This window comes from Oceanispirochaeta sp. (genome assembly GCF_027859075.1).
GTDB lineage: Bacteria > Spirochaetota > Spirochaetia > DSM-2461 > DSM-2461 > Oceanispirochaeta.
Genome location: NZ_JAQIBL010000265.1, coordinates 1 through 15,151 on the forward strand (window position 1 = coordinate 1; position 15,151 = coordinate 15,151).

Consider the following 15,151-nt stretch of genomic DNA (forward strand, 5'->3'; position numbering starts at 1 on the left):
AGGGGCACTTCCGGCAGTCGGAGGCAGGCATTGCCGGATGTTTTTATTCGGCAATGCCTATTGTCAATCTCTGGTAACATCAACAGGCACGTAGGGGAATTGTCAGCTGGCGCGGAACACAATAGCAGCAAAGAGAGTTCCTCAGGATTTTTAGCTGTCAGTCAATGACTGTTAAATACGTTGAAATCAATCAAACGGTGTTACTGAAAGATCTTTCTCAAACTGTTTGTTTTTTTCTATTTCAACGTTATCCTGTTCTGACTCATGTAGTGCTTTTTTAGACAACCATTCATTAGTTTGTATTGAGAATTTCTGATCTAACCGTTCTGAGACATAAGCATTTATTTTCTTTTTTTTACCAAACAGAGATCGTATATTTCTATTTGCCTCAGCAATAATATCACTTTTTAGTATTTCACGATTAGGTTCTTCTTGTGTGAATGATATTCTCTGGTAACGAATTGCAACAGCTTCATTTACACTTTTTTGAATGCTAAACCAATCTGGGATCTTTTCTGAGTGCTGGTGAATATTCATCATGAATCTCTTTTTCTCTAATCTTACTCCTTTACAAATTTTTACTGATCTTTGTAATCTAAATCCCATCTTCTGCTCCAATTGTAAAATATTTAATAGCTCCAAGTAATAACTGTTTTTTGGAAAATGGCTTAGATTCTTTTTTACAGTATACCAGTGTATATAATTGATTAAAGATATTCAATTCGACAGAAAGGCGATTATGGGTAGTTATAGACAGAAGAACGATTATCGGCCACAAATTACCAAACCAATGAAATGGGTGCTAAAAACAAGTGTTACTCAATACTGCTTCTACTGTTTTAATTATGAAAGGCAACCAGGAGGAGAGCAAGTGGAAAAAGTCATATTTCTATTCATAGTATTGATACTTCTTTCATCTTGGTGTTTCGGAGAAGAGACAATTAAATTACTAGTTGATGATCCGTCCGGAGAGATACAGATGGATCAATTGATGAAGGAGGCACATCAAATCGATAATTACAAAATAGTATTTGTATCTCCAGAGGAGGGTGTGGATTACAAGAGTCTTGAGAAAATGCCGGATAGTGATATTCAGTACAAGCTATACCTTGATAAGAGAACAGCTGATGAAGAACTTCCTCATGGATTTTTAGATAAGATATATGGAATCATTAAGAAATATATAAAGAAATTTCCTTAATGATCCGGCATTTTCGTTAATACATCAATAAGTCGACTCCTTCCGCATCTTCACCCCAATCCAGAATATCCCGGCGCTCTGCTTCACCTTGTCCATCCCAGAATCGGAGAGCATCATGCTGAAGTTCCGGTTGCTTTTAGGCCTCTCATAATTGACCTCTCACCAGGCGGTATACTCCCCGTAGTGCGCTTGACTGGATCATCTCCTTCATCAATTTTTCTCGGGATTACTCTAAATGGATCTCTGTATCTCACTGTTTTCCTCCTTATCGAAGTGGTGACACAACTGCTATCACGCCTAAAAATCAGGTTTACAGAGGAATAATATAACTTTATAAATTGTTATATAGTATATAATAATTCTGACTATTGCTTTTGTCAACAATCCATTCTATTTTATAACACACAATGCAGAAGCTGACCATACTAATCTTGATAACTCTTATTCTGTCATCCCTTCTGTATGCAGAAGATGAGCCCATACTCCTGGATAGAGATATTCTGTACTGGCGACCGGCCGGCCCGGATATTGAAGTCCCTGATGTCTTCCATCATCCTCAGGCCACTCCCTATTCTGAAGAACTTTCAAAGAGTCCCCTCTTTTTTCCTCTTCACTTTAAAGAGCTGTCTGTGATTCCCGATGATATGTCCATTTCAGATTTGTCTGTATCTCCGGATCAGACACTGGGCTGGATACCTCCTGCTCTTAATACAGAAGTCCCCGGCAGAACTCCTTTTTCTTCTCTTGGCCTCAGTTTCAGCCATCCTTATGGTACTGGTTTTTTCTGGGAGACCTCCCGGGATGCACTGACTTTTGATTTGAGAGGAAATATTTCTCATGTCCAAAATTATCCCTCCTGGATTGGTGGGTCTTTCAGAATGAAAGATCCGGACCAACTGTTTTCGGCTGCATTATCATACAGAGCTACAGACCAGGACAGAGTCTTTTCGCTGATCAACTGGGAAGGATCTTCAGAACCCTTTGGTCTGATGATGACTTCCCGGGCCGGGTTCAAGTCATCCTCTGTCCTTGATCTTCAGCAGAATGACTTGTATCCATCTGCAGGACTCACTCTGGATACTTCAGTAGATGAGCTCCATATGGCCGCGTCACTGGATGGGCTGTCTCTGATTCAAAAAAACATATCTTTCTGGAGGATTACTCCCGAATTCAGTGTTGACAATACATATCCCTTGGCGAAAGGAGATTTTTCTTTCTCCACCGGATTGTTGACTGACCTGTATCTGGCAGAGTTTCATATTCAATATTTCCCGGAAATCACTCTCAGGTATAGAAATCATGGACGGGTCAGTGTCTTTCTTGAAACGTCTTCCAAGGATCTCCCGGATGAGGAGATCTACCGGTTTCTAACTCAGGAAAAGTACAACGAGGCCGGTTATCAAACTTACCGCTGGCAGGACAGCAGGGTAGGCTTCCACTTTACCAGCAAGGATTTTCAAGGATATACTACAGCCGGTTTTAAACAGGGTGATATGCCTCTGGTCAGGAGTGGCGGACTGATTTCCATGAATAAAACGGTACCCTATGCCGGAATGGACATCACTTGGCAATTAAACAGAGGAATTGTCACGGAATTAAACTCATATGCCGATTATCAGGATAAGGGAAAGCTTCGCTTTGAGGGAATGAACCGATGGATTTTTGAGAGACCCGGGTCAATCCACCAGATTTCTGTCTTTTTTCATGGTGGAAACCGGGAATTGCTGAGAGGATATCGGAATTTATATTTTTATGATTCAGATCTTCTCGCAGGAATCGGTTCAGAGATAGAATTCCATTCTTCCTTGAAGATCAATTTTTATCTTGACACTGTTCTTTCGGAGCCTGCTCTGGAAGGGGGTTCTGGGGTTTCTTTCTCTTATTGATCGTGCAGAAATGTAACTTTCATCATTTTGTATGTATTTTAGGAAAGAAAGGTTAGGGAATGGAATCTTCAGTGGTATTGACAAAAGCTGTATTGTTCTCTTTATTGCTGCATGCTTTTGTTCTGTATATGCTTACTCTGTTTATTTTCAAACCTCAGAGTCTTGAAGACTTTCCTAAAATCGCTGTTTATCTTGATTCATCAGTCACATCGGATGTGAATCCGGGCACAGGCGATGAACACCAGGACAGTCCAATTCTCCAGAAGAAGGTTGTCGTCAAGAAGAGATCCGCTGAATCAAAAGAAACAGATATTTCTCAGAGTGAAGAGCTCCTCAATCAGGACAGTCCTGGTGTCGGGCCCTTAGAATCCGAAATCAAAGAGTCAGGAATGGCGCCTGAAGTCCTCTCAGTTCCTGCCTTCCTGGAGGATGGTTCCGGGGGCGCTGGTGTTGCCGGAGTCGCCGGGGATGAACCCGAGGAGAGTCGTCCAGGGGCATCCGGATCACCCATCAGTGAGCATCCCTCTGTAAATGTTGCCTGGGAGGGAGCTTCTGCTCAAGTGCGATTTATCCCGGAGCCTCATTTCAATCTGCCCCAAAATGGAATTTTATCCGATGAAGTCCTTGTTTCATTCTCTGTATTGGCTGATGGTTCTGTCTCTTCTGTGAAAGTTCTGCCACCGGCTTCGGGATCTTTAAGCCTTGATCAGCAGATCAGATCTTATGTACGGACTTTTCTGTTTGAAATAATGTCTGAAGATGAAATGCCCATAAAAGGGCGCCTGCATTTGAGTCTGACAGCCCGGGAGCCGGATGATCCATGAAAGGGCAAACCTTTTTATACCATTTACTGCAGATTTTTCTGCTGATTCTCATACTCCTTCTGGGTGTTTCCGGATACAAGACTGTCAGTACCAGGACTATGGTTTTGGTGGAACATATGAAAACAGAGATGATCGGTAAGATTGAAACGCAATTTGCTGTTCGTCTGAAGTATGCAGGAATTTCACCTTCTTTTTTGAATTCTGTCATTCTGGAAGATTTAAACGTCTATTCCCGGGGTGAATCCGAGCCGTTTCTGCATATTGATCGGGTCAAGTTATATCATAACCTGATCGGATTTCTGTTCTCTCAGGATACCGTCCTGACCAGTATCAGCGCTTCCGGGGTTCATCTTGATCTTGATTTGTCACATGACCGGGCATTTTTGGACAGAGTGAGTTCCAGTGGTCAGGGAGGAGACAGTTTCCTGGATCTGAACCGGGTGTTTACAAAGTTTATCAGAATCAGGAATTGGGATGCACAATTCCGTTCCGATCTTATGACGGTTGAGTGTTCTGGAAATAACCTGAGTCTGCGTCAGTTGGGAGATTATTTAAGAGTAAACCTGAAGGGTCATCTTTCCTATCAAACCATGAAAGACGAAGCGACTCTGAAGTATCTGACCCTTGATACCGAATTAAAAGGAACTATTCAAAACGATTTGACTGCCTTTGCCCTGGATAGTGAATTTTCTGATATTGATACTAATTTGGCCGTATTGGAGAATCAGAGACTCAACATCGGATACAGGGATGAACAGTTCCGATTGACCAAAATCAAGGATAACAAACCCTATGATCTGAATTTACAGCTGAGTTCTAAAGAGATAAAGCTGACACTTATTGCCGATGAGTTTTCACCCTCCAGACTGGTTTTATTTAAATCATCTCTGGAGCAGATGAATCCCTGGCTTAATACTTCCTTCAGTGGACAGGGTGAGTTTGTCATGGAGCGTGATACTGGATTCATTCAATACTTCTACAAAGGGAGTGCGGCGATGGATAACAGCCTGCTTCCTTTTCCCCTGCAGATCAATCTGGATATACAGGGAGATGACCTTCATCTACGCTCGGAAAAGCTGATTGTCTCGACTGTTCATGGCGCTGTCGACTGGCGTGGACAATGGGTGTTTAGTAACGGTTATCCTGAAGGAAGTTTGTTTATCAATAATCTGTTTGTCGGGGAAGATAAGAGGTTAAATGGACAGCTGGTTCTCAGGAATATTGATGATTATTATTCTATCAATTCCAAAAAAATTCAATTGAACAACGGGTCAGAGATTGGCAATCTGAAGGCCCTGGTATACAGGGAAAATGAAAGCTTCATTTTTTCTCTCCAGTCAGAATTAAATACCGAGAATGACAGGAGAGACAGGCTTGTCCTGGATGGAGAGATAAACTTTGATCAGGAATTCCAAATCCAGTCTTCCTTCAGAATCACAGACATGTTTCTGTCCAGTATTTCTCCCTTTCTGGGTCTCCCTGTTTTAGACACAATCCTGACATCCTATCCGGATATACAGCTTCAATCGGAAGGAACTTTCAGCTATTCCAAAGATAATCTGATGGTCCAGATCAGTCGGTTGAAAGGATTCCTTACTGATGAAAACAGAAGCCTGACTCTCAGCGGTTATTTCGGGAATGATACGCTGGATCTCTATTCTCTTGAGATGATCTGGGATCAGAATTATCTTTTAGGATCGGGAAAAACATGGCTTCAGGGCAATCAGATAACTCTGGAATCGCGATGGGACCTGAATGACAATAAATACGAGTTCAATGGAATTTACAGGAACGGTCAATTCTCACTCCTTGGAAATTATGGAGTCAGAATTCAATTGGCAGAAAAAGCTCAGTCCGGTTATCTGGGAACATTGGAGACGACAAACATCCCACTCTCATGGAATGGACAGGATCTTATTGCTTCCCTCAATCTTAGAGGCCGTTATACCCGGGATAACTGGGAATTCTTCTTAAGTGAATCCAGGGTGCAATGGTTAAACTCAGATTTCCTCAAAAAGCCGGAACTCTCAATGACTGCCTTTTTGGCTCCAGGGGCAGTCAATATCTTTTCACTTGGATACAGTGATGAGTTTTCGACTCTGACAGGCAACGGTTCCTTCTTTTATGATATTCCAAATGGAATATATAATGCTTCACTCCTGTTGAATGATGATAGTACTGGTTCTGTTAATGAAAGTTATGATGCCTTTGCTGCCTATAATGATGGTTCTCTGTCACTGACAATGCAGATTGATCAGGGGATGCTGGACCGTTTTTCCTTCCTGGATATGAGGGGCCGTTTTGACTCGACCATAAATTTTCAGGGTGCATTGGACAGCCCTCTGATAGAAGGGATTGTCAGTGCTCCCGGCCTGGAGTGGCATCAAAATCCCTTTGGTGTAGAAGGAAAAATCCGCTTATCCACAGAGAAACTTGAAATCCATGACCTGAATATTCAAAGAAATAATTTGTATCTAACCAGAGGCCTGGGGGTTTTTGATTTAAAAGACGGTAGCCTTGTGTTTACAACGGCTCTCAGCAATGCAGATTCTGGTGAAGAAAAGGACAGTACTTTTTCCTTGATTGAGACTGGATTGACAGTCAAGGCGGATACAGGTCTGTCTATCGATTTCAAAAACTTTGAGGTTCCCGTGCTAACAGATTATAACGGCCGTTTAAGAATCCATCCCATCAAATGGAACGGTCTGGCATCCTTTGCTTCCAAAACTATAGAATTCTCAAAAAAAGGTCCTATCCTTCAGGGGGAACTCCTGGGTGATCAGCAGCAGTTTGTTCATTATAACAGTGAAACCTACGATATTGAAGCCAATCTGAATCAAGGATTTCCCGCCTCCTTCCATCTTGAGGGGAACCTGTCTCCTGATGCGTTGAACCTAAATGTGAATGACCTTTTCCTTGATCTGAACGTTATAAATTACTTTATGCCTAAGGACCCAACTCTTAAGAATAGATATGTTGTATTCCTTGAGGGCAGCCGGTTGGAAGGCCGTCTGAATATTCAGGGAACCCTGGCAGATCCTGATTTTTCAGGAAGTCTCAAATCGAAGGACCTCTTTCTTCTGACCCCCTATACGGATGCCGATATTGGAGAAGTCCATCTGGACTTTCAAATTAAAGATGACATAGTTACAGCTCGGGAGTTTACAATTCCTGTCGGTAAGGGAGCCCTCCGGGGACAGGGCCAAATGACAATGCGCGGTTGGGGTATTAATGATTATAATCTTGACATCAGAGCTGAAGGGTCTCCCGGTGCTCCTATCTCATATAATGCTCATGGTTTGAATGGGACTGGAGCCTTTACCGGGCAGTTCAAACTTCATGGCGATTCAAGCCAGGGTCATTTTGACGGGATTGTTGTTGTCAATGAGTTAGTAGGTTCCCTGGGCGATAAAACTGACCAGATCATCAGGAAGGATAATGATAATGGATATCCCTTTAAGCTGAACCTTGTCATTGAAACAGGTAAAAATGTGCTTTTTGTACTGCCCAATCCCCAGGTTGAGTTAGTCAGAGCTGTTGCCGAGTCTGGTGAGATCATAAACCTGACCATTGATTCATTAAATAAAACCATGTCCATGACCGGGGGAGTCAGTATAAGATCGGGTGAAATCTATTATTTTGACAGAACTTTTCAGATGACCCAAGGGTCTTTAACATTCAATGAAGATGAGAATACCTTCAATCCCTTCTTGAATATTGAAGCGGAAATTGATACAAACGATGTTCAAGGTGACAATGTAACCATCTATCTGGTTTATAGGAATCCTATCCTGAATGAGTTCACACCCAGTTTCAGGTCGAATCCATCCATGCCGGAGGATCAGATTACCGCCCTCTTTGGACAGAGTCTGATCCCCTATGGGGAATCGGGGGAAGCCGATGTATCAAAGCTCATCCTGGCAACGGGGGGAATGGTTAGTCAATATGGTTTTGTCAGGCCCTTTGAACAGGCCCTGAAGAACTCTATGAATCTGGATAATGTGACAATAAAAACGGAAATACTGGAAAATGCACTTCTTGACCAGTTAAACCGTGAAAGTACTGTTACCGATGCCGGTTCTACATACAGTATGGCAAAGTATTTGGATAATACGAGTCTATATCTGGGTAAATTCGCGGGAGATTCACTTTACTTTTCGGCAGGTGTGGTTGTTGATTATGATCAACTGTATGGTTTAAGATCCTATATGAACGGGATTGATCTTGTACCGGACCTTACAATTGAGATGAGAACTCCCTTTTTTATGGTCTTTTGGAATTATAATAAGAGTAATGCCTTCGATATTCATAATACTGATTTCGTTAAGAATAATGCAATCGGTTTTGAATGGCGGTATTCCTACTGATAACCCGTATCCTCTTGATAAAATATTGTTGAGGAATTTGCGTTTAAGGAGATTTGATGCTTAACAAGAGATGGACTGTGTTCCTGCTGCTTATTATTCTGGGAACAGTTACACTGACTGCGCAGACTACTGAAGATTGGTATGTGAATAAACAGATTGTAGATATACGTTTTACAGGATTGAATGCTGTTTCCGAAACAGAATTGAATGGAATTGTCAGACCCTATATTGCACGAAAATTTACAGACTCTCTTTCCTGGGAAATCCAGGGAAAATTGTATGCTCTGGAGTATTTTGATCTCATATTACCTCAGGTTCTACCCGGGGATGACAGTAGCAATACGGTTATCATTGAGTTCCAGTTCAAAGAGAAACCTGTCGTCAATGAAATCATCTTTACGGGAAACAACCGGGTGAGGAAAGGGGAACTGAATGACACAATTCTCCTGGCAAAAGGGGATATGGTCAACAAATCATCCATTCGTTTTGATGCTCAGGCTCTGAAATCACTGTATATTGAAAATGGATTTGTTGATGCCGAAGTCACGAGTAATATTGAAATTAATGAAGAGAATAATACAGCTTCTGTTGTTTTTGATATTCAGGAAGGCTCCCAAACCACAATTAAAGAAATCCGTTTTGTCGGAAATGATCGGCATGTAACTACCAAGACTCTTATGATACTTATGACAACCAAGGCTCAAACACTTTTTAATAAGGGTATCCTGCTGGAAAATGAGCTTCAGGAAGATGTCAGGCTTATTGAAACTTATTATGCAGACCGGGGATTTATAGACGCAGAGGTCCGGGAAATCAATAAAGATATTGTACGGGATGAAGAAAAAGAGGTTAATAACCTGATCATTACTCTTGTCATTTATGAGGGGGAGGCTTATACATTCGGTGGAGTTAAGTTCCTGGGAAATTCTCTTTACACTACTGAAGAGTTACAGGCTATTATCACTCAAAAACCAGCAAAGGTCTTTAATAAAACCAGATTTCAATTTGATTATCAGAAAGTGACCGATCTTTACTATGAAAATGGATATATTTACAATAACTTTTCCCTTGAAGAGAACAGAAATGATGATGAAAAGACCGTTTCCTATGTCATTGATATAGTCGAAAGAGACCGGGCTCATATCGAAAATATTGTCATCCGGGGCAATGATAAAACAAAGGATGTCGTCATAACCCGTGAGCTTCCTTTTGAAGTCGGGGATGTATTCAGTAAGACAAAAGTCATGCAGGGGGTGAGAAACCTCTACAATACCCAATACTTTTCTGTAGTCGAACCACAGACCTATCCTGGAAGTGAAGACGGACTAATGGATCTTGTTGTAGACATCGAAGAGGGGAAGACTGCCGATATCATCTTTGGTTTATCTTTTTCGGGAGGCCAGGATTTTCCTCTTGCCGGGAATATCAAGTGGAATGACCGGAACTTTATGGGTACCGGAAGAGCACTGGGTGTGGATTCAATCTTTTCTCCTGACAGCCAGAGTGTTTCCCTCCAGTTCTCTGACCCCCGTGTTTTCAATACAAAATGGGGCGCCGGTGTTGACCTGACCTACAGGCATGCAAACAGGAAGAGAATCTATCAGGACCTGAATGGAGACGGCGTTGTCGATCCCTATGTGGATGATTCTGATTTTTCCAATTCCAGCAAGATTGTTCCCACAGATTATCTTATGGATTATTCAACCCACTATATTTCTTCGGGTTTAAACACTGGTTATACCTGGAATACAGGCATAGGCCGCTGGAATCTGTATTCCGGAGTGCGGGGAGGTCTTGAATATGTTGAGTATGACAATGAAATCAACAGACCTTGGAGTCAGAGTATCCGAGACAACTATGAATCCTGGAAATACCATGACAGTCTCTGGTTGAAGGGTGCCTGGGATACAAGGGATTATGTGGGAAGCCCATCCAAAGGTTTTATACTCAGTCAGACAACGACGGTGGCAGGAATTACCAATATTTCAAGTAAAAACTATATGAAGTCTGTTTCCAGAGGAGAGGTGAATTTCACTCTCTTAAATATACCGACATCAGATACATTTACTTTGAAATCTGTGCTTTCAATTAAATCTGCTTTTTCCTATCTGATGCCCAAACCGTGGAATCCAATTCCTATCGATCCACAGGAAGATGGATTTTATGCCGATGGTATGTTTGTCGCCAGAGGCTGGTACCCCGAATCAGATGGTCAGTCACTCTGGGACAATACGCTCACAGTGAAGTTTCCCCTGATACCCAATGTGTTAGCTTATGATTTCTTTCTGGATTCGGTTGGATTATGGAAATCAAAAGAGCTACTTGGAGAGGCCCAGTTAAGCAATATGAAATTCAGTCTTGGAACGGGTATCCGATTTGATAACCCACAGTTCCCCATTGGTCTCTACCTGGTCAAGAAGTTTCAATTCAACGAAAATGGATCCATTAACTGGAACCCTGAACCTGACAGTGTCGAGTTCCAAAATGGAAATCTTGACCTTGTTATTTCCTTCGGGATAGATATTTATTGATTTATGGTACAGGTCAATCGGATTTTCCGCGGTTTGATCTGTCTTGGAGGAGAGGATAATGAAAAAAATATTATTGATCATATTATTGTCACTGGCAGCAATCCCTGTTTTCAGTGAAACAATCACGAAGGTGGCCGTTTTGGATTATTCCAGAATTCTTTCTGCCTTTTACAAAGATTCTCAAGCCGTCAGAGAGCTGGAAGAAATGAAAAACCAGTTTCAGCAGGAGAGCAACCGTATTCAGAGTGAAATAAGTCTTCTGGAAGAGCGGAAACTGAATGCCGAGAATGATGGTAATAATACAAAAGCTCTGGAACTTGATAACCAGATTTTTGAAAAGAAAAAATTTATGCGAGACTATATTCGCGTTAAAAACAGCCAGTTGACCGAACTGAATAAAAATTTGAGTCAGAATAACGCCCTGGTAAGAGAGATCATTCAAGAGGTCGAATTTGTTGCAGAAAGCGGTGGTTATTCCATTGTCCTGAAAAAAACAGATCCCAATCTGCTCTGGTGGAATTTTGAAGTAGACATTACGGAACAGGTGCTGCAGAGACTCATGACCAAAATGCGCTGATAAGCGCCCATTCATTCATGCAGGAAAAAACACCAATGATGCGGCAGTATATGTCCATCAAGGAAAAACACAAAGATGCAGTACTATTCTTCAGGATGGGAGATTTCTATGAAATGTTCAGATCCGATGCAGAAGATGTCAGCCGGCTGCTGAACCTTACTCTGACAAAACGCCATGGAATCCCCATGTGTGGGATTCCTTATCACGCCGCTCAGAACTATATTGGAAGGCTTCTGAATGCCGGCTGGAAAATCGCAATATGCGAACAAATCTCCCTCCCCAAAAAAGGCATCGCTGTACGGGATGTTGTTGAAATTATTACGCCTGGTACGGTTGTTGATGAATCTTTTCTGGATAAACGGTCCAATAACTATCTTGCCGCCATTGGTAAAGTCTCGAAGGTGATGACCTTTTCCTATGTGGATTTATCCACAGGGGAATTTATGGCAGCCTCCTGTGCAGACAACCATCCTGAAGAGTTTATACGGAAAGAACTCAGCCGCCTGGGGCCACGGGAGATCCTGATTCAGGAATCTCTTCTGGATACGGCCTATTTCCGTTCCCTCAATGATAAATCCGGGTTGGTCCTCAATCGCATTCCCGATTGGCTTTTTGATATAGACAGCAGTTTCCGCCAATTAACCGAGCAGTTTCAGGTTGCCAATATGAAGGGATTCGGCTTTCAGTCGGATGATCCGGCACTGGCCGCCGCGGGAGTCCTGCTGGATTATCTCAAAGATACGGCCCGCCATTATCTGACTCACCTGGGGGGACTTCAAAAATATACAGAAGACTTGTATGTCTCACTGGATGATGCCACTCAGAAGAATCTGGAACTCATACGAAACATGGAAGATGGTTCCTCCTCCTTTACACTTCTCAATGTTCTGGATGAGACATCTACTTCCATGGGTGCCCGAAAACTCAGGAATTGGCTGTTGAATCCACTCCGCAGCAAAGAAAGCATTGAATCCAGGTTAAAATCTGTCACATTACTTTATAAAAATCAGATTGTTCTATCAGAAATAAGGACGGTGATGAGTCACATTCTGGATATAGAGCGATTGAGTTCCCGGATCGGTCTGGATAAGGCCCACGCCAAAGACCTTTTATCCTTGATGAACTCATTAAACAGGATTTTTGAAATTGAAAGAATCCTGGAGGGAGTCGATGGTTTTTCATCCTTATCCACGCCAGTTATGCAGGATAAACTGAAATCCATCGTGTCCGAATTAGAAGAATCCATAATGGATGAACCCTCCATCCTTTTGACAGAAGGCCGTCTGATCAAAAAAGGGTATAACCCTGAACTGGATGAACTGAGGGAGCTGAAGAATAATAGTCGTGCCGTACTGGATGATTATTTAAAAACCATCAAAGAAGAAACGGGGATCACAAATCTCAAGTTGAAATATAATAAGATCATTGGTTATTTTCTGGAAATTTCCAAGTTGCAGTCCGATCTTGTTCCCGGTCATTTTATCCGGAGGCAATCTCTTGTGGGGGCAGAGCGTTATACCACATCCAGACTGGCCGATCTTGAGAGCGGAATCAACACAGCCTATGAAAAAATTGTAGACTTGGAAAAGAATCTGTTTGTTCAGATCCGGGACAGACTGAAACCGGAAATCCCGCTGATTCAACAGCTCTGCAGTCAGCTTAGTGAGTTGGACTGTTTTTCTTCTCTCGCCTATACGGCTACTATCCGCGGATACGTTTGTCCTCTGATTCGGGATGACCGGACCTTACACATTGAAGGGGGGCGTCATCCTGTGGTGGAGGCTCATCTTCCCCCGGGGGAGTTTATTCCCAATTCATTGCACATGGACGACGACTCGGCAACATTTGCTCTCATCACCGGTCCTAATATGGCGGGTAAGTCAACCTTTCTCAGGCAGACAGCCCTCATTGTCCTTATGGCGCAAATGGGCTCATTTATTCCTGCCGATCAGGCGGAGATCGGCACGGTTGACAGAATTTTCTGCAGGGTGGGGGCGTCTGACAATTTGGCCAGGGGAGAATCAACATTTCTGGTAGAGATGAATGAAACCGCTCATATCCTGAGGAATGCCGGTGACAGAAGCCTTGTGATTATGGATGAGATAGGGCGGGGGACGAGTACAAATGACGGCTTGTCCATTGCCTGGAGTATTGCCGAATATCTGCTTCAGGAGATCAAATCCAAGACTCTCTTTGCCACTCATTATCATGAATTGACCAGTCTGGAGCATGAAAGCCTCACAAACCTGTCCCTCGCTGTCCAGGAAACCGGTGATGATATTGTCTTTTTGAAAAAAATTAAGGAAGGTCCTGCCAATAATTCGTATGGCATCCATGTGGCCTCCCTGGCAGGTCTTCCCGGTCAGGTTGTCATGAGAGCACGCCAGATTCTTGAGTCCATGGAGCATCTGAACAAGGGTGATTCTCTGGTGGTTCCCGAGGCTGATGCAGCCAGTCAGCAGGACCTTTTCAGTTCCGAAGAAATTGTTCTTGACCAGCTTAAATCTATCAATCTCAACAGTATGACTCCCCTGGAAGCCATCAATATCCTCCATTCTCTCCAGGAAAACCTGAAAAAGTAACTTTCTTCAATCAAATCGGCAAATATCCCTGTTTGTCAGGATATGGGTATCGGTCATTTTTTTGAAAATCTTCGCTGTTATTTCTGCGGAGCTCCTGTTTCTCATCCCTCTGGGATTTGCTCCGGCTGTCGAAGTCAGATCCAAAAAGAGTCATCAAAAAAAGGGTCTCTTTGCCCAGATTGTTCACAGCCTCTGCTATCTTCCCGAGGGATACTTTGTCCTTATTGTGCTGCAAAGCCGAAAGAGTTTCAAAAAATCCTATCCCTGTCTTATTTTAATGGGAGAATGAAGGAAGTCCTGAATCAGTACAAATCTGGGAAACAGATGAATTTCCGTCATTTCCTTGCGGAGAGTCTGTATGAGGTTATGGTCAGTAATGGATGGGAGAATATACCGATTGTTCCCATTCCTCCCCGGAAAGGGAAAATCCGCCGGACAGGCTGGGATCAGATTGATCTTTTGAGTCGGACATTAAGAAATAAATATAAAATACAAGTTATAAAGTGCCTGAAGCGGACAGACAGGGTTCAGCAAAAGACTTTACACTATGCCGAGAGGGAAAAACATATGGAAAACACATTGACACTTATAAAGGGTCAACATCGTTTGGACGGCTACCCTCAATTGGTTTTACTGGACGATGTATTTACGAGCGGAGCGACTCTCAGAGCCGCGGCCGTCGGTTTATCAACTGTATATAAGGGGGGAATCCAGGCCATGGTTATTTGTACGGTTCTATAAGTTCTTCTCTTTATACAGACAACTGAAGTATCTGTTGACACTTCAGTCATGTCTTGATATATTAATTACAAATTAAATGGCATCCGATGTGAAGAGCCCCAACAAGGCTCTTTTTTTTGTATATTTTTTATTCTAGGATGGCCTGACAGGAAGGATATTTGAAGGATATTGACTCCAGAATTATCGAAGATCTGGAACCAGTGTTGAATACTATGGGAATTGCTCTGGTAGAATCCAATGCCGCCATAGTGAAACAGGTTTACAACATAAGACTTGTGATTTTCAGAGAGGAGGGTGTTACCCTCAAGGTTTGTGAGGATGTTCACAAAGTCATCAGACCCCGGTTGGACCTTCTTGTAGAGTCTCGGGATTTATCACAGGACATTACATCTCCCTGCAACTACAGGAGAATTAAAAGCTACAGGGAATATTCAATATTTAA

At 42.6% G+C, this 15,151-nt stretch carries 10 protein-coding genes and 1 pseudogene; 10 read left to right on the plus strand and 1 reads right to left on the minus strand.

What is annotated here, in order from left to right; all coding sequences use genetic code 11:
• Positions 1 to 186 precede the first annotated feature (186 nt).
• Positions 187 to 606, minus strand: a complete 420-nt coding sequence (locus PF479_RS14720) for a hypothetical protein (RefSeq protein WP_298007944.1) — start codon at positions 604 to 606, stop codon at positions 187 to 189.
• 265 nt (positions 607 to 871) lie between these two features.
• Between PF479_RS14720 and PF479_RS14725 the strand changes: the two genes are divergently transcribed.
• The 10 genes and pseudogenes from PF479_RS14725 to PF479_RS14770 all read left to right on the plus strand — a co-directional run.
• A complete protein-coding gene (locus PF479_RS14725; RefSeq protein ID WP_298007946.1) occupies positions 872 to 1,201 on the plus strand; it encodes a hypothetical protein in 330 nt (109 codons plus the stop codon).
• 431 nt (positions 1,202 to 1,632) lie between these two features.
• Entirely contained in the window at positions 1,633 to 3,087 is a 1,455-nt protein-coding gene (locus PF479_RS14730; protein ID WP_298007948.1) for a hypothetical protein, read from the plus strand.
• A 59-nt stretch (positions 3,088 to 3,146) separates the two neighbouring features.
• Positions 3,147 to 3,911 (plus strand): hypothetical protein, encoded by a 765-nt coding sequence (locus tag PF479_RS14735; RefSeq protein WP_298007950.1) that lies wholly within the window; start codon positions 3,147 to 3,149, stop codon positions 3,909 to 3,911.
• Positions 3,908 to 8,278: a translocation/assembly module TamB domain-containing protein gene (locus PF479_RS14740; protein ID WP_298007951.1), complete on the plus strand. Its 4,371-nt coding sequence runs from the start codon at positions 3,908 to 3,910 to the stop codon at positions 8,276 to 8,278. Before PF479_RS14735 ends, PF479_RS14740 begins: the two co-directional genes overlap by 4 nt.
• Before the next feature lie 56 nt (positions 8,279 to 8,334).
• Positions 8,335 to 10,809: an outer membrane protein assembly factor BamA gene (gene bamA / locus PF479_RS14745; RefSeq protein ID WP_298007953.1), complete on the plus strand. Its 2,475-nt coding sequence runs from the start codon at positions 8,335 to 8,337 to the stop codon at positions 10,807 to 10,809.
• A gap of 58 nt (positions 10,810 to 10,867) precedes the next feature.
• Complete coding sequence (locus PF479_RS14750; RefSeq protein ID WP_298007956.1) at positions 10,868 to 11,386, plus strand: OmpH family outer membrane protein; 519 nt, start codon at positions 10,868 to 10,870, stop codon at positions 11,384 to 11,386.
• Between the two features lie 35 nt (positions 11,387 to 11,421).
• Positions 11,422 to 13,968: a DNA mismatch repair protein MutS gene (mutS, locus tag PF479_RS14755; RefSeq protein ID WP_298007958.1), complete on the plus strand. Its 2,547-nt coding sequence runs from the start codon at positions 11,422 to 11,424 to the stop codon at positions 13,966 to 13,968.
• Positions 13,969 to 14,029: 61 nt separating this feature from the next.
• On the plus strand, positions 14,030 to 14,257 hold the full coding sequence (locus tag PF479_RS14760) for a hypothetical protein (protein WP_298007960.1): 228 nt from the start codon (positions 14,030 to 14,032) through the stop codon (positions 14,255 to 14,257).
• Positions 14,254 to 14,709 carry a hypothetical protein gene (locus tag PF479_RS14765; protein ID WP_298007962.1) on the plus strand — a complete coding sequence of 152 codons (456 nt, stop codon included), beginning with the start codon at positions 14,254 to 14,256 and terminating at the stop codon, positions 14,707 to 14,709. The genes PF479_RS14760 and PF479_RS14765 overlap by 4 nt, the downstream gene beginning before the upstream one ends.
• Positions 14,710 to 14,867: 158 nt before the next feature.
• Positions 14,868 to 15,151 (plus strand): annotated as a pseudogene (locus PF479_RS14770) (hypothetical protein); the annotation flags it as partial.

What these genes read in the sequence shown, in the direction of transcription:
- PF479_RS14720 (WP_298007944.1), bottom strand. Translation starts at nt 606, where the DNA reads ATGGGATTTAGATTACAAAGATCAGTAAAAATTTGTAAAGGAGTAAGA.
- PF479_RS14735 (WP_298007950.1), top strand. Translation starts at nt 3,147, where the DNA reads ATGGAATCTTCAGTGGTATTGACAAAAGCTGTATTGTTCTCTTTATTG.
- PF479_RS14740 (WP_298007951.1), top strand. Translation starts at nt 3,908, where the DNA reads ATGAAAGGGCAAACCTTTTTATACCATTTACTGCAGATTTTTCTGCTG.
- bamA (WP_298007953.1), top strand. Translation starts at nt 8,335, where the DNA reads ATGCTTAACAAGAGATGGACTGTGTTCCTGCTGCTTATTATTCTGGGA.
- PF479_RS14750 (WP_298007956.1), top strand. Translation starts at nt 10,868, where the DNA reads ATGAAAAAAATATTATTGATCATATTATTGTCACTGGCAGCAATCCCT.
- mutS (WP_298007958.1), top strand. Translation starts at nt 11,422, where the DNA reads ATGATGCGGCAGTATATGTCCATCAAGGAAAAACACAAAGATGCAGTA.
- PF479_RS14765 (WP_298007962.1), top strand. Translation starts at nt 14,254, where the DNA reads ATGAAGGAAGTCCTGAATCAGTACAAATCTGGGAAACAGATGAATTTC.